Below are 25,565 nucleotides of genomic sequence, written 5' to 3'. Positions count from 1 at the left end.
CCCCACGCAGTAGAATCGGGTGACCCCGCCCGCGGGGTGTCGGCTGGAGTCACACCCCCGGGCAGCTGTGGTGCCAGGTGCACCGTCCCGGACCCGGCGACGATGCGGTACTGCGCCGCGACGAATGACGAGGAGAGCCCCAGACAGTGGCTGACGAGATGCCCCCGAGCCCCGGGACGAGCCAGCAGGACGCCGGCTACGACGCAACGAACATCACCGTTCTCGAGGGCCTCGAGGCCGTCCGCAAGCGGCCGGGCATGTACATCGGCTCCACCGGTGAGCGCGGCCTGCACCACCTCGTCTACGAGGTCGTCGACAACTCCGTCGACGAGGCGCTCGCCGGCCACGCGACCACCATCGACGTGACGATCCTGCCCGACGGCGGCGTGCGCGTCGTCGACGACGGCCGCGGCATCCCGGTGGACATCGTCGAGTCCGAGGGCAAGCCCGCCGTCGAGGTCGTCCTCACCGTCCTGCACGCCGGTGGCAAGTTCGGCGGCGGCGGCTACGCCGTCTCCGGTGGTCTGCACGGTGTGGGCGTCTCCGTCGTCAACGCCCTGTCCACGCGGCTGCACGTCGAGGTGCACCGCGCCGGAGACATCTGGCGCCAGAGCTACCAGGACGGCGTCCCCACCGCACCCCTCGCGCGGGTGGGCAGCACCGAGCGCACCGGCACGACCGTGACGTTCTGGCCCAACGGCGACATCTTCGAGACCACCGACTTCGACTTCGAGACGCTGCGCGCCCGCTTCCAGCAGATGGCGTTCCTCAACAAGGGCCTGCGCCTCACCCTCACCGACGAGCGCGCCGGCGTCACCGACGCGGGCGATGAGGTCACCGGCGACGACGAGGGCACCGCCGACGACGCCCACCCCGGCCGCCGGGAGGTCACCTACCAGTACGAGAACGGGCTGCGTGACTACGTCGCGCACCTCAACTCGGCGAAGAAGGTCGAGCTCGTCAACCCCGAGATCATCGATATCGAGTCCGAGGACACCGGCCGGCAGATCTCCCTCGAGATCGCCATGCAGTGGACGAGCGCGTACTCCGAGTCGGTCCACACCTACGCGAACACCATCAACACCTCCGAGGGTGGCACCCACGAGGAGGGCTTCCGCTCCGCGCTCACCTCCCTCATCAACCGGTACGCCAAGGACAAGGGCCTCCTCAAGGACAAGGACGACAACCTCACCGGGGACGACATCCGTGAGGGACTGACCGCGGTCATCTCGATCAAGCTCGGCGAGCCGCAGTTCGAGGGCCAGACGAAGACCAAGCTCGGCAACACCGAGGCCCGCACCTTCGTCCAGCAGGTCGTCTACAGCCACCTCGGTGACTGGCTCGACGCGCACCCGAACGAGGCCAAGGACGTCATCCGCAAGGCACTCCAGGCCGCGGCGGCGCGGATGGCCGCCCGCAAGGCCCGTGAGGCCACGCGCCGCAAGGGTGCCCTCGAGTCGGCCTCGATGCCCGGAAAGCTCAAGGACTGCTCGAGCCGCGACGCCACAAAGTCCGAGATCTTCATCGTCGAGGGCGACTCCGCCGGCGGCTCCGCCGTCCAGGGCCGCGACCCCGAGCACCAGGCGATCCTGCCGCTGCGCGGGAAGATCCTCAACGTCGAGAAGGCCCGGCTCGACCGCGCCCTGGGCAACCAGGAGATCCAGGCGCTCATCACCGCCTTCGGCACCGGCATCGGCGAGGACTTCGACATCGCCAAGCTGAGGTACCACAAGATCGTCCTCATGGCCGACGCCGACGTCGACGGCCAGCACATCACCACGCTGCTGCTCACCATGCTCTTCCGGTACATGCGCCCCCTCATCGAGGGTGGGCACGTCTACCTCGCCCAGCCGCCGCTCTACCGCCTCAAGTGGACGAACTCGGCGCACGAGTACGTGTACACCGACCGGGAGAAGGACGCCCTCCTCGCCGAGGGCGCGGCCGCCGGCAAGCGGCTGCCCAAGGACAGCGGGATCCAGCGCTACAAGGGCCTCGGCGAGATGAACGAGCAGGAGCTGTGGGACACGACGATGGACCCCGACACCCGCACCCTGCGGCAGGTCACGGTGGGAGAGGCCGCGGCTGCGGACGAGGTCTTCTCCGTGCTCATGGGCGAGGACGTCGAGTCCCGTCGTGAGTTCATCCAGCGCAACGCGCACGACGTGCGCTTCCTGGACATCTAGACCTCCCTGCCCCGCTCTGCCTGCCGAAGGATAGAAGGACGAAGTGACCCAGCCCCCCATCGACCACGTCGAGCAGGTCGACCTCAAGCTCGAGATGCAGCGCTCGTACCTCGACTACGCGATGAGCGTCATCGTCGGGCGAGCGCTGCCGGACGTCCGCGACGGACTCAAGCCGGTCCACCGCCGCGTGCTGTACGCGATGTACGACGGCGGGTACCGCCCCGACGCGTCGTTCAACAAGTGCTCGCGCGTCGTCGGCGAGGTCATGGGGCAGTACCACCCGCACGGTGACACCTCGATCTACGACGCCCTCGTGCGTCTCGTGCAGCCGTGGTCGATGCGCTACCCGCTCATCGCGGGGCAGGGCAACTTCGGCTCCGCGGGCAACCTCGGCGCCGCGGCCCCGCGGTACACCGAGTGCAAGATGGCGCCGCTGGCCATGGAGATGGTCCGCGACATCGACCAGGCCACCGTCGACTTCCACGACAACTACGACGGCAAGAACCAGGAGCCGGACGTCCTGCCGGCCCGGTTCCCCAACCTGCTCGTCAACGGCTCCGAGGGCATCGCCGTCGGCATGGCCACCCGCATCCCGCCGCACAACCTGCGCGAGGTCGCGGCCGGCGTCCAGTGGTTCCTCGACAACCCCGACGCGAGCAAGGAAGAGCTGCTCGAGGCGCTCATGGAGCGCATCAAGGGCCCCGACTTCCCCACCGGCGCGACGATCCTCGGCCGCCGCGGGATCGAGGACGCCTACCGCACCGGCCGCGGCTCCATCACCCAGCGCGCCGTCGTCAACGTCGAGGAGATCCAGGGCCGGCAGTGCCTCGTCGTCACCGAGCTGCCCTACCAGGTCAACCCGGACAACCTCGTGACGAAGATCGCCTCGCTCGTCCACGACGGGCGCCTCCAGGGCATCGCCGACATGCGCGACGAGTCCTCCGGCCGCGCCGGCCAGCGCCTCGTCATCGTGCTCAAGCGTGACGCCGTCGCCAAGGTCGTCCTCAACAACCTGTACAAGCACACCCAGCTGCAGGACAACTTCCCGGCGAACATGCTCGCCCTCGTCGACGGCGTGCCCCGCACGCTGAGCCTGGACGCCTTCATCCGCCACTGGGTGACGCACCAGATCGACGTCGTCGTGCGCCGCACCCGCTTCCTGCTCAACCGGGCCGAGGAGCGCATCCACATCCTGCGCGGCCAGCTCAAGGCCCTCGACATGCTCGACGAGGTCATCGCGCTCATCCGCGCCTCCGAGAGCGGGGACGTCGCACGGGTGGGCCTCATGGACCTCCTCGACATCGACGAGGTCCAGGCCGACGCGATCCTCGCGATGCAGCTGCGCCGCCTCGCGGCCCTCGAGCGCCAGAAGATCATCGACGAGCACAACAAGATCGAGGCGGAGATCCGGGAGTTCAAGGACATCCTCGCCTCCCCGCAGCGCCAGCGGACCATCGTCGCCGAGGAGCTCGGCTCCATCGTCGCGAAGTACGGCGACGAGCGCCGCACCACCGTCGTGCCCTACGAGGGCGACATGTCGATGGAGGACCTCATCCCCGAGGAGGACGTGGTCGTCACGATCACCCGGGGCGGCTACGCCAAGCGCACGCGGACGGACAACTACCGCTCCCAGCGCCGCGGCGGCAAGGGCGTGCGTGGCGCGCAGCTGCGCGAGGACGACATCGTCGAGCACTTCTTCGTCACCACCACCCACCAGTGGCTGCTGTTCTTCACCAACATGGGCCGCGTCTACCGCGCCAAGGGGTACGAGCTGCCCGAGGGGGGCCGCGACTCCAAGGGCCAGCACGTGGCCAACCTCCTGGCCTTCCAGCCCGACGAGCGCATCGCGCAGGTCGTGGCGCTGCGCAGCTACGAGGACGCGGACTACCTCGTCCTCGCCACCCGCTCGGGCCTGGTGAAGAAGACCCGCCTGCAGGAGTACGACACCAACCGCACCGGTGGCATCATCGCGATCAACCTCCGTGAGGACGCCGACGGCGAGCGGGACCGCCTCGTCTCCGCCCAGCTGGTCAACAGCGAGGACGACCTGCTGCTCGTCTCGCGCAAGGGCCAGTCGATCCGCTTCACCGCGACCGACGAGGCGCTGCGGCCGATGGGCCGCTCGACCTCCGGCGTCACCGGCATGAAGTTCCGCGGGGACGACGAGCTGCTCGCCATGGACGTCGTGCGTCCCTGGTACGAGAACGCGGCGTTGTTCGTCGTCACCGAGGGTGGGTACGCCAAGCGCACTGCCGTGGAGGAGTACCGCGTCCAGGGCCGCGGCGGGCTGGGCATCAAGGTGGCCAACCTCGTCGAGGCACGCGGCGACCTCGTCAGCGCGCTGCTCACCAGCCCGGAGGACGAAGTGCTCGTCATCATGGAGCGCGGCAAGATCGTGCGGTCCTCGGTGGCTGAGGTCAGCCTCACGGGCCGTAACACCCAGGGCGTCATCTTCGCCAAGCCCGACAAGGGCGACCGGATCATCGCCGTCGCCCGCAACGCCGAGCGCGACGCCGATGGCGTAGCGTCGACCCCTGACGAGACCGAGGAGCCCGCTGAGGGCGACGATGGAGGAGACGCATGAGCAGCACCACGCCCGGCCAGGGCGGCGCGGGGGACGTGACCCCGCCCGACGGTGAGTCGCCCCGCCCGTCCCAGCAGGACCGTGCCGCGATGCGGACGAGTCTCGCCGAGCGCTTCGCCGCGGCCCGCGGCGTGGAGGAGCACCCCGTGGTGCCCCGTCCCGACGACTCCGCACCGGTGAGCGCCACAGCCACCAGCCAGGTCCGCCCGGGCTCCTCCGGGGTCGCCGGCGGCACGGCCACGGCTCCCCGTTACGGCGCCTCCGCCACGAGCACCTCCGGTCCGGCCACGGCACCCCAGCAGGCGGCCCAGCCGGCCCAGCGCGAGACCCAGGCCTCCGCAGCCACCGGTGAGGCGCGTCCGGCGTCCCGGCCCGCCGCCGGCCCGCGCCGGGTGCGCCTGTCGGTCGCGCGGGTGGACCCGTGGTCGGTGATGAAGCTGTCCTTCCTCCTGTCGATCGCCGTCGGGATCGGCATCGTCGTCGCGGCGGCGGCGATGTGGTTCGTCCTCGACTCGATGCACGTGTTCGCCGACGTCGAGGAGCTGCTCGTCACGCTCGACTCGGAGAACTTCCTGCGGCTCATGGACTACGTCCAGTTCGACCGGGTCATCTCGATGGCCGCGATCATCGCCGTCGTCGACGTCCTCCTCCTCACGGCCCTGTCGACCCTCGGCGCGTTCCTCTACAACATCGTCGCGGCTCTCGTCGGTGGTGTGCACCTGACGCTGACCGACGACTGAACTGTGGCGAACGCGACGTTCCGCGAAGCCCTCACGGGTTTGGGAACGGTCCGCGGGCTGGGGTAGTCTGCTGCGGCACCCCCCGGCCACACGCCGCAGTGCACCGGGCCTATAGCTCAGACGGTTAGAGCGCTTCCCTGATAAGGAAGAGGTCGCTGGTTCGAGTCCAGCTAGGCCCACCCGATCATCACCCGAGGAGGAGACCCGCATGAAGAAGATCCTCGGACTGGCCGCGCTGGCGGGCGCCGGCTACGCCGTCTGGACCAAGGTCAAGGCCGACCGCGAGGAGCGCGAGCTCTGGGCCGAGGTCACCGACAGCTTCGGCGGGAACACCTTCCCCGAGACGGGCACCAGCACCACCGCCTGAGCGCGGGTAGCATTCCCCTGCCGGCTGTGCCGGCGCCGGGGGCCATGGCGCAATTGGTAGCGCACCTGCTTTGCAAGCAGGGGGTTGCGGGTTCGAGTCCCGCTGGCTCCACCACGCGATGACGCGTCCCGGACGGTGGTCTCCGACCCTCTCCGACTTCTGTAAAGTTGACCCTTCAACATTACGGCGCCGTGCGCCGTCAGAGAAGGGAAAATGTCCGTGGTTGTCTACAACGAGCTCATCGCCATCACGGCGGGGGCCGGTCTCCTGGGCTTCGCGAAGTTCCTCCAGCTCCTCATCCGCTCCGAGAGGGTGAACAGCGAGGCGTGGGCGGCATTCTTCGGCGTCACCGGCGGCCTCCTCTTCGCCCTCGGGTTCCACACGACAGTGACGTGGCCCTACGGCGGGGACGGCTTCGAGTACGCCAACATCGCCTTCGGCCAGCCGGCCGCCGGCTTCGGCGCGCTCCTCCTCGTCGCCGCCGTCTACCTGTGGCGCCAGCGCACGCTCTTCGAGGGCGACGTCGAGACTGCGAACGCCCGCGCGCTGGACGCGCTCAAGCCCACGAGCATCTTCGTCGGCGTCCTCGGCCTGGGCATGGCCGTCATCGCCATCTCCTTCGTCCGCTACCAGCTCGGTGCTGCGCCGCCCGAGGAGCCCATCACCGGGCGCTTCGGCCACCTGCCGCTCCTCGAGGCACTGTTCCTCGGTGGGCTGTGGGGAGTCGTCGCCGTCGGCGCGATCCTCTTCGCGATCGCGTTCTGGACCGGCCGCACGCGCCTGCTGCGCTGGGTGGTGTGGGCCTTCGTCATCGGCGGCATCGCCTTCGCCCTCTTCGGTGCGATGAACTTCTACACGCACATCGGCATGTACTACAACATCGCCCACGGCACGATGATCAAGTGGTAGCTCTTCGCTAGCCACGACGTGCAAGACGCCCGGGACCAGCAGGTCCCGGGCGTCTGTGCGCGTGTCTCAGGCGTTGCGGGTCTTGTCCACGTCCGTCTCGCCGCGACCGGCGTCGACCGGGGTGGTCTCGGTGGTGACCGCGCCGGCCGAGGTCTCGGTCTCCTCCACCACGGTGGCAGCGTCGACCGCAGGCTCGCCCTCCTCCAGGGTGTTGGGCACGGAGCTGACCTGGCCGCCGCTCGAGGCGTCGTCGTTCGGGGTCGTCACGGTGGTGTCCTCCCAGTACTCCTCGGCCCACGGGTCGTCCACGGGCTGCGTGCGGCGCCACAGCAGGTAGCCGGTGCCGGCGGCGGCCGTGCCGACGAGGATCCACCCGACCTTCTTGCCGGAGCTCTTCTTCTTGGGCTTGGTCGTCATCGCCTTCTGGGCGGCCTTGCCGGCCTTGGTGGCCTTCTCCGTGACGGTGCCCTTGCCGCCTGCGGCCTCCGCGGCGTCGTGCATCGCCTTCTGCACGCGGGGCAGGTAGTCGTCCACGATCCTGTCGCGGGTGGTGTCGACGACGGGGCGTGCCTTCTCGGCAGCGGCCTCGATCTTGGGGGCGGCGACCTTGACGCCGTCACGCAGCGCCTTGTCGATCTTGGGGGCGGCGACGTCCGTGGCCCAGACCTTGCCCTGCCCGGCGAGGGAAGCGGCGAGCTCGCCGGCCTTGCCGGCCTGCTCGCCGAGGACGTGCCCGAGCTCGACGGCCTGCTGGCGGACCTTGTCCGTGTCGACCTCGCGGATCTTCTGCTTGCGCGACATGTGCTCTCCCTCGTGACTGACAGGTACGTGTGGCTCATCGTCCCACCGCGGGCAGACGAGCGCACCATTCCGGGTGCCGTTTTCTCGCCCTGCGGCGCGTCCGCGACCCCGTCCTGCCCCCACCCTCCCACGTCCTCGCGCCGAGGGCACGACCCGCACCTGCGCGGACCGCGGGGGCCGTGAAAGGATCGGAGGCATGGAAGCAACTGTGCACACGAACCTCGGGGACATCGTCATCGAGCTGTTCCCCAACCACGCCCCCAAGACCGTCGACAACTTCGTCTCCCTCGCCAAGGGCGAGAAAACCTGGACCCACCCCGGGACGGGTGAGGAGACGAACGAGCCGCTGTACAACGGCGTCGTCTTCCACCGCGTCATCCCCAACTTCATGATCCAGGGCGGCGACCCGCTGGGCACCGGCACCGGCGGCCCGGGCTACACCTTCGACGACGAGATCCACCCGGAGCTCGACTTCACCCAGCCGTACATCCTCGCCATGGCGAACGCCGGCAAGATCGGCGGGCGCGGCACCAACGGCTCCCAGTTCTTCATCACGACGGCGCCGACCACCTGGCTCCAGGGCAAGCACACCATCTTCGGGCGGGTCGCCGACGGCGCGAGCCGCGCGGTCGTCGACAAGATCGGCACGACCCCCACCGGGCGCGGCGACCGCCCCGTTGAGGACGTCGTCATCTCCTCGATCACCATCACCGACTGATCGAATGACCGCGAGTCCGTACGGGCAGGCCGGCACCGACGCGGCGCCGGCCTGCCCGCGGCACCCCGACCGGGTCTCCTACGTCAGGTGCCAGCGCTGCAACCGTCCCGTCTGCCCGGAGTGCCAGCGGCCCGCACCGGTGGGGGTGCAGTGCGTGGACTGCGTCGCCAGCGCGCAGGCGGCGATGCCCGCCCGGCGCACGGTCTTCGGTGGGCGCGTCCGCGAGGGGCGCCCGGTCGTGACGATCACGATCATCGTGCTGTGCCTCCTCGCCTACGTCGTCCTGCGGACGGCCGAGGCGCGGACCGCGCTCGTCTTCGTCCCCTTCGCCGGCGAGAGCGAGCCCTACCGGTTCCTCTCCGCGGCGTTCCTCCACGGCGGCTTCCTCCACCTGGCCATCAACATGTACGCCCTGTGGATCGTCGGCTCCGTGCTCGAGCCGGCCCTGGGCCGCTGGCGCTTCGCCGCGCTCTACCTCGTCAGTGCGGTGGCGGGCTCCGTCGGGGTGCTGCTCTTCGCCTCCCCGTACGAGCTCGAGTGGATCACCCCGGTCGTCGGCGCCTCGGGCGCGGTCTTCGGGCTCTTCGGAGCCGTGGGAGTGACGATGCGACGGCTGGGACGGGACACGACGCAGATCCTCGTCCTCATCGCCATCAACACCGTCATCGGGTTCACGATCCCCAACATCGCCTGGCAGGCCCACCTCGGCGGCCTCGTCGTCGGCGCGCTGCTCGCCGCGGCGTACGTCTACGCGCCGCGCAAGCGGCAGACCGCCACGAGCATCGTGGCGACGGTCGTCGTCGCCGCCGTGCTCGTCGCGCTGGCGGTCGCGAAGTACGCGATCAGCTGACTTACACGGATGTAGTTCTCCACAGGGTTGTGCACACCTGTGGACTTACACGGGTGTAGTTCTCCACAGGGTGCTCCACAGCTGTGGGCAACTCCCCGGCCCCGGAATGCGCGGAACGCCGGCTCCCCGAGGGGAACCGGCGCTCCGTGTCGGCTGGCGTCAGCGCCAGCGCAGGGTCATGAGGAACCCGACGAGCAGGACGACAAAGCCGATCCCGAGGTTGAGGTTCCCGATCCCGGGGATCGGGCCGGCGGCCTGCACGATGTAGGTGACCACCACCCACAGCATCCCCACGACCATGAGGACGACGGCGGTAGGTACCCACCAGCGAGGGCTCTCCTTGACCTCGGCGGGCGCGGTCGGGGGCGTGTACGTCGCCTTCTTCTTGCGGCGCTTGGACTCCGGCACTGTCAGCTCTCCTTCGGGTGTTCCGCCCGGCTGGCGGTACCTCGGTTCTGTACGTGGCGTCGCTGCCCTTCCGAGGCGCACGGCACCTCCCCTAGCGTAGTGGTCGGGAACGTCTGTGGGGGCCAACGCGTTGACGAGGAGGTGAGGATGTCCGAGCCAGGTTCCACCGACCGCCGACGCGGGTCCGTCGCCGTCGGTGTCGTCGCCGCCCTCGCCGGCGTCCTCTTCGCGACCAGCGCGACCCTCTTCGAGGACGACGCCGACCGCTCCCCGACGAATCTCGTCGACCTCGCCCGCGTCGAGACCGCGCGGCTGGAGGACAACGAGGCCGAGGTCTCCGCCCTGCGCACGCAGCGGGACGCGCTCGTCGCCGCCCAGCAGCCGCTGGCCGAGCCGGACACCGGGAGCAGCGGGCTCACCGCCCTCGCTGCCGGACGTACGCCCGTGACGGGACCGGGCGTCGTCGTCGAGCTGTGGGACGCTCCCGTGCCCCCCGACCTCACCGCCAGCGGCCTGCACCCGGACGACCTCGTCGTCCACCAGCAGGACCTCGAGGCGGTCATCAACGCCCTGTGGACCGGTGGTGCGGAGGCGATGATGATCCAGGACCAGCGCATCACCTCGACGTCGTCGGTCCGTTGTGTCGGCAACGTGCTGCTCCTGCACGGCCGCCACTACTCCCCGCCCTACCGCATCTCCGCCATCGGTGACCCGGAGGCGCTGCGGGAGGCCGTGGAGACCTCGGCGGAGGTGGCGGTCTACCTCCAGTACGTCGACGCCCTCGGCCTGGGCTGGTCGTTCACGGAGGACGAGGAGATCGAGATGCCGGCCTACACCGGTTCCCTGCGCCTGAACCACGCCCAGGCCGGGTGAACTACGCTCGACCTGGACACTTCGACCGACAAAGGACCCCGTGATGGCCACGCTCGACCAGCTCGAGGAGCTGCCCTGGCAGCAGGACGGCAGCGAGCCGCCGCGCCGCACCCGGCGCCGACGCCAGAAGCGGGGATTCTTCTCCACGCTCGTGGGCGTGATCGGCGAGCTCATGATCACCGCGGGCGTGCTCCTCGGCCTGTTCGTCGTGTGGCAGCTGTGGTGGACCGACGTCGAGGCGCACAGCTACCAGGCGGGCATCCTCGAGGAGTGGGACAAGCGCGAGGACACCGTCGAGGCCCCGCCCCAGGAGGGCGAACGGCGCACCGACCCGCCGCCGATTCCCGACGCCGTCGCCGAGGGTGAGCTGCTCGGCACGATGTACATCCCGCGCCTGGGTGACGACTACCGCGTCACCATCGCCCACGGCGTCGGCCTGGGCGACGTGCTCAACAAGGGCTACATCGGGCACTACCCAGACACCCAGCTGCCCGGCGAGACCGGCAACTTCGCCACGGCGGCGCACCGCCAGTCCTACGGGGCGCCGTACCGGGAGATCGAGCAGATCGTCGTCGGGGACTCCCTCATCGTCGAGACCAACGACGCCTACCTCGTCTACGCGGTGACCGAGACCGAGATCGTCCACCCCTCGCAGGTGGAGGTCATCGCGCCCGTGCCGAACGAGCCGGGCGTCGCCCCGACCGAGCGGATGATCACCCTGACCACCTGCCACCCGCTGTTCTCGGCGGCCGAGCGGTGGATCACCTATGGCGAGTTCCAGTACTGGATCGACAAGAGCGACGGCAAGCCGGCCGAGCTCCTCGAGGAGGGACGCTGATGTACGGCGCACTGTGGCGGGTCCTGCCGGGGCCCGTGTGGTTCCGGGTCATCCTCGCGCTGCTCCTTGCGGCCGCGGTCGTCTACGCGTGCTTCACCTGGCTCTTCCCGGAGATCGCCCCGTACATGCCCTTCAACGAGACGACGATCGAGGACGGCGCATGAGCCGGCTCCTCGTCGTCGACAACTACGACAGCTTCGTGTGGACGATCGTCGGCTACCTCGAGCAGCTCGGGGCCAGCACCGTCGTCCAGCGCAACGACGCGGTGACCGCCGACCCCCGTGACTTCGACGGCGTCCTCGTCTCCCCCGGCCCGGGCACGCCCAAGGAGGCCGGCGCGAGCCTGGAGGTCATCGAGCGCTGCGCCGAGCACCGCGTGCCGATGCTCGGGGTGTGCCTGGGCCACCAGGCCCTCGGGGAGCTCTACGGGGGGACGGTCACGCACGCCGCCGAGCTCATGCACGGCAAGACCTCCCCGGTGGACCACGACGGCTCCGGCGTCTTCGCCGGCCTGCCCACGCCGTTCACCGCCACCCGGTACCACTCCCTCGCCGTCGACGCCGCGACCGTGCCCGAGGAGCTCGCCGTCACGGCGACGACGGCCGGTGGCGTCGTCATGGGCCTGCAGCACCGCGAGCTGCCGCTCCACGGCGTGCAGTTCCACCCCGAGTCGGTGCTCACCGAGCACGGTCACCGGCTGCTGGCGAACTGGCTGGCCGTCACCGGGGACGCCGAGGCGCCGGCCCGCAGCGAGGGCATGGCCCCGCTCGTCCGCGCCTGACGCGACCCCTGGCACCCCCGCACCACCCACCCCCCGCCGAGTACGCACAAACGGTCACGCGGAGCCCCGGACGGGGGCTGTGCGTGACCGTTTGTGCGTACTCGCGGAAGAGGGGTGGCGGTCAGCGTCCGTTGCCGCGACCCTGGCCGCGGCCGAAGTCGCTGTTGCCGGGACCGTCGGCGGACGTCTCCTCGTCGCTCGGCTCGTCCGACGGCGGCTCCTCCTCGTCACCCGGCGGGGGCTCCTCGGTGGTGGGCTCAGGCGTCGTCGGCTCGGGCTCGGGCGGCTCGACGGCGACGACGAGCTCGATGGTGCTCAGGCGCGGCACCGGGCCGGTGCGGTTCTGGTCCAGGACCGTCCCGGGGTCGAAGTCGCCGGAGGGCTGCTCCGTCTGGGTGACGGAGAGGTTGAGCTCGCGCAGGGTCTCGGTGGCGGACTCGACCGTCTCCCCGGTGAGGTCGGGGACCTCGACGTTGCCGGTGGCGATGTGGAGGACGACCTCGGCGTCCGGCTCGATCGCGACGCCGGCCTCGGGCTCGGTCCGCGCGACGCGGTCCTTCTCGTAGTCCGGGCTGTCGATCGGGGCGTAGGTGATGCGGACCCGGATCCCGAGCTCCTGCTCGGAGAGCTGGTCCTGCGCCTGGCGCTGGCTCAGGCCGGTGACGTCGGGCATCTCGACGGCCTCGGGACCGGCGGAGAAGCGGACGGTGACCGTCTCGCCCTCCTCGGCCGTCTCGCCGACCTCGGGGTCGGAGCTGACGAAGAGGCCCGGCTCGATCTCGGCGGAGAACTCGGGGTCCCCGATGGCGAAGGTCAGGCCCTCCGCCTCCACGGCCTCGCGGGCCTCCGTCTGGTCCATCCCCTCGAGCGGGGGCACGGTGACCGTCGTCGGCGCGGGCGGCTCCTCCTCCCGGTCGTTGGTCAGGAGGAGGTAGGTGACGCCCGCAGCGGCGAGGAGTCCGACGAGCACGAGCAGCCACACCCACCACGGGGAGCGCTTGTTCTCCTCCTCGTCCTCCTCGGGCGCGACGGCGGTGCGCGCGCGCGTGGCCGGCATCGCCTGGGTGGCCTGGCCGGCCCCCATGACGGTGGTGGGCTGGCTCGCGGCGGCCGCGGCGGCGGCCCACGTGCTCGTCGCCGGGGCGCTCACGGCGCCGCCCCGCAGCGCGGCCTCGAGGTCGCTGCGCATCGCGGCGGCGTCGGGGTAGCGGTCCTCGCGGTCCTTGGCCAGCGCCTTGAGGACGATGCGGTCCAGCGCCTCGGGGATGTCGGAGGCCACCTCGCTCGGCGGCTTGGGGATCTCGCGGACGTGCTGGTAGGCCACCGCGACGGCGGAGTCACCGCTGAACGGCGGCTGGCCGGTGAGCAGCTCGTACAGGAGGCAGCCGGTGGAGTAGATGTCCGAGCGGGCGTCGACGACCTCACCGCGCGCCTGCTCCGGGGAGAGGTACTGCGCCGTGCCGACGACGGCGTGGGTCTGGGTCATCGTGGCGGCGGAGTCTGCCATCGCGCGGGCGATGCCGAAGTCCATGACCTTGACCTGGCCCGTGGGCGTGAGCATGACGTTCCCGGGCTTGATGTCCCGGTGGACGATGCCCTCGCGGTGCGAGTACGCCAGCGCGGACAGCACCCCGATGACGATCTCGCTCGCCTCGTCGATCGGCACGGCGGAGCCGTCGGTGAGCAGCGAGCGGACGGTGTGGCCCTCGACGTACTCCATGACGATGTACGGCACGTGGGCGCGCTCGCCCGCGGAGGTGACGACGTCGTCCTCCCCGGTGTCGTAGACGGAGACGATCGCCGGGTGGTTGAGCGAACCGGCGGACTGCGCCTCACGCCGGAAGCGCGCCTGGAAGGTGGGGTCCCGGGCGAGGTCGGAGCGGAGCACCTTGATCGCGACGGTGCGCGAGAGCCGGTTGTCGTAGCCGAGGTAGACCTCGGCCATGCCGCCACGACCGATGAGCTCGCGGATCTCGTAACGTCCGGCGAGCACCTTGGGTACTTCGTCCACCACTAGTGGTTCCTCACTGTCAGTCGATCGGCTCGAGTCTCCGGGCTGCTGCCCGACGGCTGGTCCCCGCCCAGGGCAAGGGTACCGAGGGTCAGCGCGAGCACCGCGGCGAGGGCGAGACCGGCGCCCACGACGGTGAGCCAGAGCCGGTCCGCGGCGAGCTCCGCCCACGTGGGGCGGCGCCACCGGCGCGGCTCGGGCGGGGGTGCGGCGTCGCCGGAGGACCGGGCGACGTCGGGGGTGGGCGAGGGCACGTCGGCGGCGACGAGCTCCCTCATCCGGCGTGCGACGGCCGCGGCGGAGACCGGGCGCTCGGCCGGGTCCTTGGCGAGCATGGCGGTGACGAGCTCACGGACGGGCGGGGGCACGTCGTCGGGCAGCGGCGGAAGGGGGGTCGTCACGTGCGCCATCGCGATGTCGACCTGGTTGTTGCCGGTGAAGGGCCGTCGGCCGGCGAGGGCCTCGTAGGCGATGACGCCGAGGGCGTAGACGTCGCCGGCCGGCCGGGCGGGACGGCCCATGGCGAGCTCGGGCGGCAGGTACTGGGCGGTGCCCATGACCATGCCGGCGGCCGTGAGCGCGGGCTGCCCGGCGCCGAGGGAGATGCCGAAGTCGGTGAGCTTGGCGGTGCCGTCGGCCATGACGAGGATGTTGGACGGCTTGACGTCCCGGTGGACCACCCCGGCCTGGTGGGCGGCGTGCAGGCCCTCGGCGCACTGGGCGAGGACCGGCAGCAGCCGCTGCGGGGACAGGGTGCGGTCCCGCTCGAGCAGCTCCGACAGCGGCTCTCCGGGCACGTACTCCATGACGAGGAAGCCGCCGCCGTCCTGCTCGCCGTAGTCGAGGAGCACGGCGACGTTCGGGTGGACGACGCCGCTCGCGTTGCGGGCCTCGGCGCGCAGCCGCGCGAGGGAGGCGGCGTCCCCGAGGAGGTCCTCGCGCAGCACCTTGGCGGCGACGGTCCTGCCGAGGAGGAGGTCCTGGGCGCGCCACACCTCGCCCATGCCGCCGACGGCTATGCGCTCGGTGAGCTCGTAGCGCTCGCGGAGGAGGTGGCCGGGACGGATGGCCATGGTCAGTCCGTCAGCAGCGCGGCGAGGACCTCGCGCGCGATCGGCGCCGCGGTCGTGCCACCGGAGGCGATGTCGCCCTCGATGCCGCCGTTCTCGACGACGACGGCGACCGCCACCTGCGGGTCGTCGGCCGGCGCGAAGGACGTGAACCACGCGTGCGGGGGCGCGTCGGTGCCGCTCTGCGCCGTGCCGGTCTTGCCGGCGACGGCGATGCCGGGCAGCTGGGCGGCGCTGCCGGTGCCGTTGGCGACGACGCTCGTCATGAGCTCGGTGAGCACGTCGGCCGTCTCCTCGGTGACGGACCGGCGCAGCACGGTGGGCTCGGTGGTGGCGACGACCTCGAGGTCGGCGTTGCGCTCGGTCGCCACGAGGTAGGGCTGCAGCTGCTCCCCGCCGTTGGCGATCGCCTGGGACACCATCGCCATCTGGAGCGGGGTCACCCGGACGCTGAACTGGCCGATCGCGGACATCGCGGTCTGCGCACCGTCCATGTCCGCGGGGAAGGTGGACGGGGTGACGCGCAGCGGGATGCGCAGCTCCTGGCCGAAACCGAAGGCCTCGGCCTGCTCGGCGAGGCGCTCGGGGCCCAGGTCCATGCCGAGCTGGGCGAAGGTCGTGTTGCACGACTGCTCGAGCGTGTACCGCAGCGGGGCGGTGTCCTCGGAGGTGCAGGAGATCCCGCCGGGGTTGTTGACCACCTGGGTGGACAGCGGCAGCTGGAGCTGGGCCGGGGAGGGCACCGGGCTGTCCGCCTCGAGTCCCAGCTCCTCGATCGCCGCGGCGGCGGTGATGACCTTGAAGGAGGAGCCCGGCGCGTAGAGGTCGCCGGCGATGGCGCGGTTGACGAGCGGGTCGGCCGGGTCGGCCAGCAGCGCGTCGTAGGCAGCCTGGGCGGCGGCGGCGTCGTGGGTGGCGAGCTCGTTGGGGTCGAAGCTCGGCTTGGAGACCGAGGCGAGGATCGCGCCGGTGCGCGTGTCGAGGGCGACGACGGAGCCGCGCTGGTCCCCCAGGGCGTCCCAGGCGGCCTGCTGGGCGGCGGGGTCGAGGGTGAGCTCGACAGAACCGCCCTGCGGCTGACGGCCGGTGACGAGGTCCTGGAGGCGCTGGACGACGAGGGAGTCGGCGGTGCCGCCGAGGACGTCGTTGGCGGCCTGCTCCATGCCGGTCATCGAGCTGAGCGCGGCCGCGAAGTAGCCCGTCGTGTGGGCGTAGAGGAGCGGCTCGGCGTAGGCGCGCTGGTAGCCGTAGGCGGTGTCGACCGGCGTGGAGGAGGCGATGGCGTCCCCGGCGACGATGATCGGGCCGCGGTCCTGACCGAACTCGCGGTAGATGGTGCGGACGTTGCGGCCGTCGGCGTTGAGGGACGGCGCCTGGACGAACTGGACGGACGTCGCGGCCACCATGAGCGCGAGGAACATGAGGGCGACGATCGTCATGAGCCGCCGGACGGGGGTGTTCACGAGAGCCTCACCACCTCGGTGGGGTTCGCGTCGTCCCCGGTGGGGCGGAAGCTCACCTCGGCGACGTCGCCGCTCGTGTCGAGCGGGCCGATCGGCAGGTCGCCGCTCATCGGGACCGGGCGTCGCGCGGCGTCGGAGATGCGCAGCAGGAGCGCGACGATCACCCAGTTGACGACGAGCGAGGACCCGCCCTGCGCGAGGAAGGGCATCGTCAGACCGGTGAGCGGGATGAGGCGGGTGACGCCCCCGACGACGACGAAGCACTGGAAGGCGACGACGAAGGACAGGCCCGAGGCGAGCAGGGTCCCGAAGCCGTCGCGCACCCCGATGGCCGCGCGCATGCCGCGCTGGGCCAGGACGAGGTACATGAGGAGGATCGCGAGCAGGCCGGTCAGCCCCAGCTCCTCGCCGAGCGAGGCGATGATGAAGTCGGACTGGGCGTAGGGCACGATGTCCGGCCGGCCCTGGCCCCAGCCGGTGCCCATGAGGCCGCCCGACGCCATCCCGAACAGGCCCTGGACCACCTGGTAGGAGCCGCCGAACTGGCGGGAGTAGATGTCGGGGTCCAGCGCGTTGAGCCACACGTCGAAGCGGTCGCTCACGTGCCCGAGGGTGGTTGCGGCCAGCGCGGCGGCCCCGCCGAAGAGGAGCAGGCCGAGGAGCACCCAGCTCACCCGCTCGGTGGCGACGTAGAGCATGGCGACGAACAGCGCGAAGAACAGCAGTGCCGTGCCGAGGTCCCGCTGGAAGACGAGGACGACGAGCGCCACCGCCCAGGCGAGGAGGATCGGGCCGAGGTCGCGCACCCGGGGCAGCTGCAGGCCCAGCACCCGCCGCCCGGCCAGTGCCAGGGTGTCGCGGTTGGTGACGAGGTAGCCGGCGAAGAAGATGGCGAGGAGCACCTTGGCGAGCTCGGCGGGCTGGAAGGACATCGAGCCGATGGAGATCCAGATGCGGGCGCCGTTGATGGTGCGGCCGAGCCCCGGCAGGAGCGGCAGGAGCAGCATGACGAGGCCGAGGATCATCGACAGGTACGTGTAGCGCCGCAGCAGCCGGTGGTCGCGCAGCGCGATGACCACGGCGACGGCGGCCGCGACCCCGAGCATCGTCCACAGCACCTGGCGGGAGGCGAAGGCGCTGCCCTCGGCGATGTCGATGCGGTGGATCATCGCCAGCCCGATCCCGTTGAGGGCGACGGCGACCGGGAGGATGACGGGGTCGGCGTAGGGGGCGCGCCACCGCAGGACGACGTGGGTCACCAGCGCCAGGACGACGAGCACTCCCACCTGGGTGACGATGTCCGCGGGCGGGGCGCCCTCCGTCGCCAGGCCGACCTGGAGGTAGGCGTACAGGCCGATGGCCAAACCGAGCAGGAGGAGGACGAGCTCGACGCCGCGTCCCCGGCGGCCGGGCTGCTGGCTCACGATGGCCATCAGCCGGCCTCCGCCGTCGGTGCCGGGCTGGGCGAGGTGCTGGGCGACGGTCCGGGCGACGGCGTGGTGGTCGGCGTGGGTGCCGGGTCGACGGCCCGGACCTCGTCGCGCAGCTCGGTGACGCGGTCCTCGGCCTGGTCCAGGGAGGAGACGGTGATCGTCGCCTCGAGGCGGTCGCGCGCGTAGCCGGGCAGCTCGTCCAGGCGCAGGTCGGTGCGCGAGTGGACGGTGGACAGGGACAGCGGCCCCAGCTCCTGGGGGATGCCGCGGTAGATCGCGACGACCTCACCCTCGGGGGCGAGGAAGTACTGGGTCTGGGTCCACCGGTAGCCCAGCCACCCGCCGGCGCCGACGAGCACCAGCACGAGGAGCGTGAGGAGGGTGCGCCCGATCCAGCGTCGCCTGCGGGGCGGCTCCGGCTCGTCGTCGTCGTCCGGGGACGGGGCGGCGGGGGAGAGGGCGGCGGCCCGGCCGGCGGCCCCCGTGGTGCCGCGGGTGCCGCGCAGGCGGTCCGTGGCGGCCGCGCCGACGACCTGCGGGCCCGACGCCGGGACGAGGCCGGCGGGCAGGTCGTCGGAGTCGAGGAAGTCGGCGACGACGCAGGTGACGTTGTCGGGCCCGCCCCCGCGCAGCGCGAGGTCGATGAGCTCCTCGGCGCAGCGACCCGGGTCGGGCACGCGGATGAGGGTGTCGGAGATGGTCTCGGCGCTGACGACGCCGGACAGACCGTCGGAGCACAGCAGCCACCGGTCGCCGACGCGCACCTCGCGGACCGACTCGTCGAGGATGACGTCCCCGTCGGTGTCACCGAGCACGCGCAGGAGCACCGAGCGCTGGGGGTGCCGCTCGGCCTGCTCGGGGCTCAGCCGCCCGGTCTCGACGAGGTGCTGGACGAAGGTGTGGTCGGTGGTGACCTGCGTGAGCTCGCCGTCCCGCAGGAGGTAGGCGCGGGAGTCGCCGATGTGGACCATGGCGATCTTGTTGCCGGAGCGCAGCAGCGCGATGCACGTGGTGCCCAGGCCGGCGAGCTCGGGGTCGGCGTCGGCGCGCTCCTCGAGGTCCGCGTGGGCGGCGGCGACGGCGTCGCGCAGGCTGGGGAGGAGCTCGTCGGCGGGCGGGTGGTCGTCGTCGAGGTGGACGAGGTGGGCCAGGGCGACGGAGGAGGCGATGTCGCCGCCGGCCGGCCCGCCCATGCCGTCGGCGAGGACGAGCAGGTAGGGACCGGCGTAACCGGAGTCCTGATTGCTCGAGCGCACGAGCCCGACGTCGGAGCGGGCGGCGTAGTGGGGAGTCAGGGGCATGGGCTCAGCGCTGCAGCTCGATGACGGTCTGCCCGACGCGCACGGGGGTCCCGGCGGTCAGCTGCACGGGCTGGGTCAGGCGCTGGTCCCCGACGAAGGTGCCGTTGGTCGAGCCGAGGTCCTCCACCCACCAGGCGCCGTCCTGGGGGTAGAAGCGGGCGTGCCGTCCGGAGGAGTAGTCGTCGTCGAGCACGAGCGTGGAGCTGGCGGCGCGGCCGACGACGACGGCCGAGGGGCCCAGCGGCATCGTCGTGCCCGTGAGCGGGCCCTGCGTGACGACGAGACGGGTGGGGGTGGAGCGTGCGGGCCGCCTGGGGGCGGGCGGCGTGGGGCGGCGGCCGCGCTGGGACTCGCCCCGGGAGCGGCGGGTGATCTTCGTGCCGAAGATGTCGCGGCGCAGCACGGCGAGCGCGCCGAGGACGAAGACCCACAGCAGCACGAGGTAGCTCACGCGCAGGAGGGTCACGGCCAGCTCGGTCATGGGTCAGCCGCCTGCCAGGTCGTCGTCGTCGGCGCCGTTCCAGAACATGATCCGGGTGCGGCCGATCGTGATGGTGTTGCCGTCCAGCAGCGTGGCGGCCTGGATCCGGTGCCCCTCGACGAAGGTGCCGTTGGTCGAGCCGAGGTCCGTGGCGACCGTGCCGGCGGGGGTGACGCGGAGCTCGAGGTGACGGCGCGAGACGCCGGTGTCGTCGACGACGACGTCCGCCTCTGTGCCGCGGCCGAGCACCGTGACCGGGCCGGTGAGGAGATAGCGCTGGCCGTCGATGTCGATGATGGGGTGACGGGTGGAGGCCGCCGTCGACGTCGCGGGCGCGGTGGAGCCGCGGCGGGTCGCGGAGGTGACGCTGAGACGGCCGGTGCTCACGGACTCGTCGGTCTCGAAGTGCACCCGGACCGGCCCGACGAAGGCGTAGTGCTGGGAGTCGGCGTGCGAGGTGGCCGCCGCGACCATCTCCTCGGCGAGGGCGTCGGCGCCCCACGCGTCCACGCGCTCGCGGTCGGAGGGGCTCAGGAGCACGGTGAACTCGTTGGGCACGACGGTGCGGTCACGCGACACGGCGGCAGCGCGGTCGTCCATGTCCCGGCGGATCGCACTCGCGATCTCTACCGGCTTGACCTCGCTGCGGAACGCCTTGGCGAACACGTTGTTCACCGCGTTCTCGACCTTCTTCTCGAAGCGATCGAGCGTTCCCATCGGTACACCTCCTCCCACGACCCCTCATGATCGTAACGATTGTGCATCGCGGCTGACGCATTCACGGCGCGATGCGGGGGAGCGGGTGGCCCCGCTGTGAGACGCCTCTCCCTGGGGGCAGCGGCGTCGTCGGGGCCCCGGGCTGCGTGCTAATCTCGTCCACGCTGTACAACGCGCGAGTGGCGGAATAGGCAGACGCGCACGGTTCAGGTCCGTGTGCCCGAAAGGGCGTGGGGGTTCAACTCCCCCCTCGCGCACAGCAGAAGACCCGCAGGATCCCGACGAGAAGTTGGGGCCTGCGGGTCTTTTTCTTGTCTTCGAGTGACGGTCCTCGGCACCGGCTTGTCACCATCACTCCCCCTCTGCGCTGCCCCTCATGGCTCGGTCGTCGTCGGAGCGCCCGCGCGCGACCTCGGGTCCCTGCCCGTGAGTGCGGCGACACCACCCGCAGCAGCAATGGCAACGGGCAGGGGGGAGCTGGCGCCGTACCGCATGAGGTCAGTAGCGCTGAGGAGCATCCCTGTGGGCAGCCCACCTTCGAAGGTGGCAAGGCTGATGGACACGAGGAGCGCCACAACCGCTGCGCCCGCCATCGCCATGGTCGGCCACCAGCGCCCGACCATCACTGCCGCAGCCACAAGAGCGGCGGACGCCAGCACTCCGACGAGTCGCGGAGCCAGGCCGTCACCACCCGAACCGGCTGTCAGCAGGACGAGCTGCGTGGCGAGGAGATAGACCACCACACCGCCGAGCATGCCCAGCACCAGTGTCACGAGCCGCCTCATCCCGTCACCCTAGGGACGGGCGACGCCACCCCGCAGGCGAACGGTGCGGGTCCTCGAAGGACTGGCGAGACGCACCGCGCCTCCACCGCGAGGGAAGTCCGGAACCCGCCGACCCCTCAGGTCCCGGCCGGTTCCGCCGATGGGACTGGGCACGGGAGCGGACCAGCCGTTCCCCGACAGAGCCGCTGAGGGAGTCGGTCGATGAAGCGAAGGCGTCCGTACCTGAGGCCGATCGCCGCCGACTCCGACCTCGGTCCGCTTCCCGCTCGCCGGGAGGTCGCCCCGGACGTCGACGCCCCCGCCGTCCGTGAGGCCGCCACCGGCAGCAGTCTCCCGGTCCTGCGTCGCCACCCCCTGGCGCAGGCCCGGGACGACGAGGAGAGTGCGGGCCTCGCGGCCGCGTGGTCCTCGGCCGGCTGATCGTCCCAACCCCTTGAAAGTGCCTCGAGCGTGCCGATAGGTGCGGTGGGCGCGTGCGCGCCCTCTTCTGCCTGACATCCCTGGGGAGCCCACCGTGATCAGCGCCAGCGCGTGGTCGAGCCGATGGGCTGCCGGCACGGCCGCCTTCCTGCTCGCCGGTGGCGCCGCGCTGCCCGGGGCCGACCTCGAGCCGCTCGAGCCGGGTCCGGACCCCGTCACCGAGGTCCCCGCCGAGGAGGCTCCTACCCCGGCCGAGGACGAGACCCAGGAACCCGGCCCGGACGACCCCGCGGACACCGCCCCGACCGTGCCCCCGGTCGAGGAGCCGGCCACCGACGGGCCTCCGCTCGAGGAGCCCACCACCGACGCACCCCCGGCCGCGGAGACGCCGGTCGACGACGCACCGACTGGCGACGCACCTGAGGAGCCCGAGCACTCCGGGCCGGTCCTCGTCGTCGTGCCCGAGCCGGTGCTCGGCGTCGTCGACGGTGCCCCCGGCTACACGTTGCCGCTCGGGGACGGCGGCTTCACGTGGCTCGTCGACGGCGTCCGCGTCGACGAGCTCGGTGCGGCCGCACGCCTCTCGCCCGACGGCGGCTCGTACGAGCTCAGCGCCGCGGCCCTCGGCAGGGACGCCGCTCAGCTCGTGCTCGCCGTCGTCGCCGACCCCGGCCACGAGCTGCTCGGACCCGACGGCACGACCTCCCCGGTCCGCTCCGTCGTCGACCCGCGTGTCGCGGCCGAGCTCGTCGCGCCCACCTCGCTCGACGGCGAGGGCCGCGAGGACGCCGTCGTCGTCCCCGACGCCGCCACCCAGGTGGTGCGCGACGCCGGAGCCGAGCTTCTCGACGCCGGCACCCATCCGGTGACGGCCGAGTACGTCGACGGCGTGGCCACCGTCGTGCTCACCGTCACCGCGGCCGACGGGCACCGTCTCGAGGTCGACGGCGCACCGGTGGAGACCCTCCCGGGCGCGGGAGGGGCCGTCGAGGTGGTCCTCGTCCTCACCGACGCGCCGCCGACGGCGGTCGAGCCGGCACCGGTCCCCGAGGCGGCGCCGTCACCGGCGGTGCCCGGGACGACCCCCGAGGAGCCGCAGGAGGAGGCGGAGGAGCAGCTCGAGCTCCCCGCCCCGGTGCTCACGGTGGCCGCGGTGGTGCCCGAGCCGGCGGCCGCCGTCGCCACGGACGAGGCGGAGGCCGAGGTGCTCGAGGAGCTCCCCGAGTCCGGGCCCGAGGGGCTGGGACTCATGGTGATGCTCGGCGGGCTCCTGCTCGGCGGCTCGTGGCTCGTCCTCGGGATGCGCGGGGACTGACCCGGCGCGGCACCCGTGCCCCACCTACGATGGTGCGCATGCCTCGCATCGCCACCGCTGACCGCGTGACCCGCGAGGAGCTCCTCGCCTTCGTGCGGGACCGTCACCACCTCGTCCTGCTCACCAGCAGGGCCGACGGCCGCCCCCAGCTCTCGCCCGTCTCCGGCGGCGTCGACTCCGAGGGCAGGATCGTCATCTCGACCTACCCGGACCGCGCGAAGGCGGTCAACCTGCGGCGGAACCCGGCAGCCTCCGTCCTCGTGCTCTCCGACGACTGGGACGACGCGTGGGTCCAGGTCGACGGGACCGCGGAGGTCCTCGACATGCCCTCGCCCGAGGCGGAGGACGCACTCGTCGAGTACTACCGCTGCATCGCGGGCGAGCACCCCGACTGGCAGGAGTACCGCGAGGCGATGCGCCGCCAGGGCAAGTCGCTGCTGCGCATCACGGTCACCGGGTGGGGGCCCGTGGCCACCGGCGGCTTCCCGCCGGACCGCGCGCCCGCCTGAGCACGACCGGCCTCGCCAGCCCCGTCACCATGCGGAAAACGGGCTTTCGCATGCCCGGATGCACGCCGACGGTTTAGCCTTCCTTGACCGATGTTGCTAGTGTCCGTCGCGTTGGTCGGTGCCCGCGCCCCCCGCTCGTAGACGGCGGGAGAGCTTGCCTGGCGCGCTGACCGGGCTTCCTGGCCCGACGTCGGGGAGCCGCACGCGCCGGTGTGCACGGACGCGCGGACGCCCTGCGGGGCCGGTCCGGCGGGCCGTCGCGCCCGTGTGCCTTGAGATCCGCGAGGCCGCCCCGGCCCGCCGAGGAGAGGAAGACCATGAGTCCCGAGGGAACCGCAGGCCAGCTGAGCGCTCCCCTCATCATCGCGCTGCTCGTCCTCTTCTACGGCGGCACGCTGCTCATCACCTTCACGATCAGGAAGAAGAAGGAGAACGCCGACGGGTACATGACGGCCGGCTCGAAGATCGGCTTCGGCGTCTCGGCGGCCTCGATGACGGCGACGTGGATCTGGGCGTCCTCGATGTACGCCTCGGCCACCGCCGGGTACACCTACGGCGTCTCCGGCCCCATCCACTACGGGCTGTGGGGCGCGCTGATGATCCTGTTCATCTACCCCTTCGGGCGGCGCATCCGGACGGTCGCCCCCCGCGCGCACACCCTCGCCGAGGTGATGTACGCCCGCCACGGCCGCTCGAGCCAGCTCATGCTCGCCGGCTCCAACGTCCTGGGCAGCGTCATCAGCCTCACCTCGAACTTCATCGCCGGCGGGGCGCTCGTCGCCATGCTCTCGCCCTTCAGCTTCCAGCAGGGCATCGTCACCATCGCGGGTGGCGTCCTGCTCTACACGCTGTGGTCCGGCTTCCGGGCCTCCGTGCTCACCGACTTCACCCAGGTGATGGCCATGCTCGGGGCCGTCGTCGTCATCATCCCCGTCATCTTCTTCGCCGCCGGCGGTCCGGCGATCTTCACCGAGGGCGCGGCGGCGCACGTGACGCCGCAGCAGCAGAGCTTCTTCTCCTCCGACGCCTTCCTCAACCAGGGCGCTCCGTACATCGCGGCCGTCCTCGCCTACGCGATCGGCAACCAGACGATCGCCCAGCGGCTCTTCGCCGTCCGCGAGGACCTCATCAAGCCGACCTTCGTCACGGCGACCGTCGGCTACGGCGCGACGATCATCGGCATCGGGATGCTCGGCGTCCTCGCCCTGTACCTCGGGGTCGAGCCGGCGGGCGGGGACGTCAACAACCTCATCCCGCAGCTGGCCACCACCTACCTCGGGCCGGTGCTGCTCGCGGTCTTCTTCATCATGATCATCGGTGCGCTGTCCTCCACCGCCGACTCCGACCTCTCGGCGCTGAGCTCGATCATGATGGCCGACGTCTACGGCCAGAACGTCGCCGGCCGGACCGGCGCCAACCCGCGCACCATGCTGCTCGTCGGGCGGGTGACGATGATCGTGGCGACGGCGGCGGGTCTGTACTTCGCCAGCGGGCAGATGAACATCCTCGACCTGCTCGTCTTCGTCGGCGCGCTGTGGGGTGCGCTCGTGTTCCCGGTCATCGCCAGCTTCTACTGGCCCCGGGTCACCAACGCGGCCTTCACCGTCGCGACGCTCAGCGCCATCGCGCTCTTCGTGCCCGTCCGCTTCGAGCTCGTCCCGATGAGCGGCCCGGTCGGTCTCCTCGTCGACGTCCTCGCCGTCATCGGCGTCGGCGTCGTCCTCGGTCTCATGTGCTTCGGCTTCTTCGGGCTGCGCGTGGCGCTCGCGGTCGGGACCGTGGCGACCGTCGTCGTCGCCCCCTTCGGGATCGGCTTCCTCCACGACTACACCGTGCTCAGCGCCTCGCTGGTCGCCTACGCGGTGAGCACGCTCGTGTGCGTGGCGGTGTCCCTGCGCAGCCGGGAGAACTTCGACTTCTCGCTCATCGCCCGCCGTACCGGTGACTTCGACCAGCGTGACGACGCCGTCGACACCCCCGCCCCCACCCCGACCCGCTGAGAGGCAGA

Annotated in this window: 25 protein-coding genes and 3 tRNA genes; 18 read left to right on the top strand and 10 right to left on the bottom strand. The window is 71.5% G+C overall.

Going from position 1 to position 25,565, the window contains the following annotated elements; translation table 11 throughout:
• Window positions 1–158: 158 nt before the first annotated feature.
• From gyrB to H9624_RS06675, 7 genes are all read left to right on the top strand, one after another.
• The gene (gene gyrB, locus H9624_RS06705) at window positions 159–2,183 is read left to right on the top strand and encodes a DNA topoisomerase (ATP-hydrolyzing) subunit B (RefSeq protein WP_251839280.1); all 2,025 of its coding nucleotides are present in this window, start codon (window positions 159–161) and stop codon (window positions 2,181–2,183) included.
• A gap of 94 nt (window positions 2,184–2,277) precedes the next feature.
• Window positions 2,278–4,767 carry a DNA gyrase subunit A gene (gene gyrA, locus H9624_RS06700; RefSeq protein ID WP_251839279.1) on the top strand — a complete coding sequence of 830 codons (2,490 nt, stop codon included), beginning with the start codon at window positions 2,278–2,280 and terminating at the stop codon, window positions 4,765–4,767.
• Window positions 4,768–4,943: 176 nt separating this feature from the next.
• Window positions 4,944–5,507: a DUF3566 domain-containing protein gene (locus tag H9624_RS06695; RefSeq protein WP_504740245.1), complete on the top strand. Its 564-nt coding sequence runs from the start codon at window positions 4,944–4,946 to the stop codon at window positions 5,505–5,507.
• A 105-nt stretch (window positions 5,508–5,612) separates the two neighbouring features.
• A tRNA-Ile gene (locus H9624_RS06690) sits at window positions 5,613–5,686 on the top strand.
• A 29-nt stretch (window positions 5,687–5,715) separates the two neighbouring features.
• The gene (locus tag H9624_RS06685) at window positions 5,716–5,874 is read left to right on the top strand and encodes a DLW-39 family protein (protein ID WP_307784934.1); all 159 of its coding nucleotides are present in this window, start codon (window positions 5,716–5,718) and stop codon (window positions 5,872–5,874) included.
• Window positions 5,875–5,912: 38 nt separating this feature from the next.
• A tRNA-Ala gene (locus H9624_RS06680) sits at window positions 5,913–5,988 on the top strand.
• A 99-nt stretch (window positions 5,989–6,087) separates the two neighbouring features.
• Window positions 6,088–6,783 carry a DUF981 family protein gene (locus H9624_RS06675; protein WP_251839116.1) on the top strand — a complete coding sequence of 232 codons (696 nt, stop codon included), beginning with the start codon at window positions 6,088–6,090 and terminating at the stop codon, window positions 6,781–6,783.
• Between the two features lie 66 nt (window positions 6,784–6,849).
• Here the strand turns inward: H9624_RS06675 and H9624_RS06670 are convergent, their stop codons facing one another.
• Entirely contained in the window at window positions 6,850–7,584 is a 735-nt protein-coding gene (locus H9624_RS06670; protein WP_251839115.1) for a hypothetical protein, read from the bottom strand.
• Between the two features lie 196 nt (window positions 7,585–7,780).
• Between H9624_RS06670 and H9624_RS06665 the strand changes: the two genes are divergently transcribed.
• Together H9624_RS06665 and H9624_RS06660 are read left to right on the top strand one after the other, a co-directional pair.
• A complete protein-coding gene (locus H9624_RS06665) occupies window positions 7,781–8,302 on the top strand; it encodes a peptidylprolyl isomerase (RefSeq protein WP_251839114.1) in 522 nt (173 codons plus the stop codon).
• Window positions 8,303–8,306: 4 nt separating this feature from the next.
• Window positions 8,307–9,152: a rhomboid family intramembrane serine protease gene (locus H9624_RS06660; RefSeq protein WP_251839113.1), complete on the top strand. Its 846-nt coding sequence runs from the start codon at window positions 8,307–8,309 to the stop codon at window positions 9,150–9,152.
• Window positions 9,153–9,311: 159 nt separating this feature from the next.
• Here the strand turns inward: H9624_RS06660 and H9624_RS06655 are convergent, their stop codons facing one another.
• Window positions 9,312–9,560, bottom strand: coding sequence for a cell division protein CrgA (locus H9624_RS06655; protein ID WP_251839112.1), 249 nt, complete (start codon window positions 9,558–9,560; stop codon window positions 9,312–9,314).
• Window positions 9,561–9,707: 147 nt separating this feature from the next.
• Here H9624_RS06655 and H9624_RS06650 point away from each other — a divergent pair, with 147 nt between their 5' ends.
• Genes H9624_RS06650 through H9624_RS06635 form a run of 4 tightly spaced genes read left to right on the top strand, consistent with a single transcriptional unit; the run spans window position 9,708 to window position 12,052 of the window.
• Window positions 9,708–10,433 (top strand): DUF881 domain-containing protein, encoded by a 726-nt coding sequence (locus tag H9624_RS06650; RefSeq protein WP_251839111.1) that lies wholly within the window; start codon window positions 9,708–9,710, stop codon window positions 10,431–10,433.
• A 43-nt stretch (window positions 10,434–10,476) separates the two neighbouring features.
• Window positions 10,477–11,271 carry a class E sortase gene (locus tag H9624_RS06645; RefSeq protein WP_251839110.1) on the top strand — a complete coding sequence of 265 codons (795 nt, stop codon included), beginning with the start codon at window positions 10,477–10,479 and terminating at the stop codon, window positions 11,269–11,271.
• The gene (locus H9624_RS06640) at window positions 11,271–11,435 is read left to right on the top strand and encodes a hypothetical protein (RefSeq protein WP_251839109.1); all 165 of its coding nucleotides are present in this window, start codon (window positions 11,271–11,273) and stop codon (window positions 11,433–11,435) included. Before H9624_RS06645 ends, H9624_RS06640 begins: the two co-directional genes overlap by 1 nt.
• Window positions 11,432–12,052 (top strand): aminodeoxychorismate/anthranilate synthase component II, encoded by a 621-nt coding sequence (locus tag H9624_RS06635; protein ID WP_251839108.1) that lies wholly within the window; start codon window positions 11,432–11,434, stop codon window positions 12,050–12,052. Before H9624_RS06640 ends, H9624_RS06635 begins: the two co-directional genes overlap by 4 nt.
• Before the next feature lie 121 nt (window positions 12,053–12,173).
• Here H9624_RS06635 and pknB read toward each other — a convergent pair whose 3' ends face one another.
• Genes pknB through H9624_RS06600 form a run of 7 tightly spaced genes read right to left on the bottom strand, consistent with a single transcriptional unit; the run spans window position 12,174 to window position 20,528 of the window.
• On the bottom strand, window positions 12,174–14,063 hold the full coding sequence (gene pknB / locus H9624_RS06630; RefSeq protein ID WP_251839107.1) for a Stk1 family PASTA domain-containing Ser/Thr kinase: 1,890 nt from the start codon (window positions 14,061–14,063) through the stop codon (window positions 12,174–12,176).
• A 2-nt stretch (window positions 14,064–14,065) separates the two neighbouring features.
• Window positions 14,066–15,136 carry a serine/threonine-protein kinase gene (locus H9624_RS06625; protein WP_251839106.1) on the bottom strand — a complete coding sequence of 357 codons (1,071 nt, stop codon included), beginning with the start codon at window positions 15,134–15,136 and terminating at the stop codon, window positions 14,066–14,068.
• A gap of 2 nt (window positions 15,137–15,138) precedes the next feature.
• Window positions 15,139–16,596 carry a peptidoglycan D,D-transpeptidase FtsI family protein gene (locus tag H9624_RS06620; RefSeq protein WP_251839105.1) on the bottom strand — a complete coding sequence of 486 codons (1,458 nt, stop codon included), beginning with the start codon at window positions 16,594–16,596 and terminating at the stop codon, window positions 15,139–15,141.
• Complete coding sequence (locus H9624_RS06615; protein ID WP_251839104.1) at window positions 16,593–18,029, bottom strand: FtsW/RodA/SpoVE family cell cycle protein; 1,437 nt, start codon at window positions 18,027–18,029, stop codon at window positions 16,593–16,595. Before H9624_RS06615 ends, H9624_RS06620 begins: the two co-directional genes overlap by 4 nt.
• Window positions 18,029–19,330, bottom strand: coding sequence for a PP2C family protein-serine/threonine phosphatase (locus H9624_RS06610; protein WP_251839103.1), 1,302 nt, complete (start codon window positions 19,328–19,330; stop codon window positions 18,029–18,031). Before H9624_RS06610 ends, H9624_RS06615 begins: the two co-directional genes overlap by 1 nt.
• Before the next feature lie 4 nt (window positions 19,331–19,334).
• Window positions 19,335–19,811 carry an FHA domain-containing protein FhaB/FipA gene (locus H9624_RS06605; protein WP_251839102.1) on the bottom strand — a complete coding sequence of 159 codons (477 nt, stop codon included), beginning with the start codon at window positions 19,809–19,811 and terminating at the stop codon, window positions 19,335–19,337.
• A 3-nt stretch (window positions 19,812–19,814) separates the two neighbouring features.
• Entirely contained in the window at window positions 19,815–20,528 is a 714-nt protein-coding gene (locus H9624_RS06600) for an FHA domain-containing protein (RefSeq protein ID WP_251839101.1), read from the bottom strand.
• A 173-nt stretch (window positions 20,529–20,701) separates the two neighbouring features.
• Between H9624_RS06600 and H9624_RS06595 the strand changes: the two genes are divergently transcribed.
• Window positions 20,702–20,785, top strand: a tRNA-Leu gene (locus H9624_RS06595).
• A 117-nt stretch (window positions 20,786–20,902) separates the two neighbouring features.
• On the opposite strand, the gene H9624_RS06590 is transcribed toward H9624_RS06595, so the two are convergent.
• A complete protein-coding gene (locus H9624_RS06590) occupies window positions 20,903–21,313 on the bottom strand; it encodes a hypothetical protein (RefSeq protein ID WP_251839100.1) in 411 nt (136 codons plus the stop codon).
• Between the two features lie 201 nt (window positions 21,314–21,514).
• Here H9624_RS06590 and H9624_RS06585 point away from each other — a divergent pair, with 201 nt between their 5' ends.
• From H9624_RS06585 to H9624_RS06570, 4 genes are all read left to right on the top strand, one after another.
• Entirely contained in the window at window positions 21,515–21,733 is a 219-nt protein-coding gene (locus H9624_RS06585; protein WP_251839099.1) for a hypothetical protein, read from the top strand.
• Window positions 21,734–21,827: 94 nt separating this feature from the next.
• Entirely contained in the window at window positions 21,828–23,048 is a 1,221-nt protein-coding gene (locus H9624_RS06580) for a hypothetical protein (RefSeq protein WP_251839098.1), read from the top strand.
• 38 nt (window positions 23,049–23,086) lie between these two features.
• Window positions 23,087–23,557, top strand: a complete 471-nt coding sequence (locus H9624_RS06575) for a PPOX class F420-dependent oxidoreductase (protein WP_251839097.1) — start codon at window positions 23,087–23,089, stop codon at window positions 23,555–23,557.
• Window positions 23,558–23,874: 317 nt separating this feature from the next.
• Window positions 23,875–25,557, top strand: a complete 1,683-nt coding sequence (locus tag H9624_RS06570; RefSeq protein ID WP_251839096.1) for a sodium:solute symporter family protein — start codon at window positions 23,875–23,877, stop codon at window positions 25,555–25,557.
• Window positions 25,558–25,565: the final 8 nt, after the last annotated feature.

Source organism: Oceanitalea stevensii (assembly GCF_014837105.1).
In the GTDB taxonomy this organism is placed as follows: domain Bacteria; phylum Actinomycetota; class Actinomycetes; order Actinomycetales; family Actinomycetaceae; genus Oceanitalea; species Oceanitalea stevensii.
The sequence above is the reverse complement of the archived record's forward strand: the minus strand, read 5'-3'. Positions and strand labels throughout refer to the sequence as shown.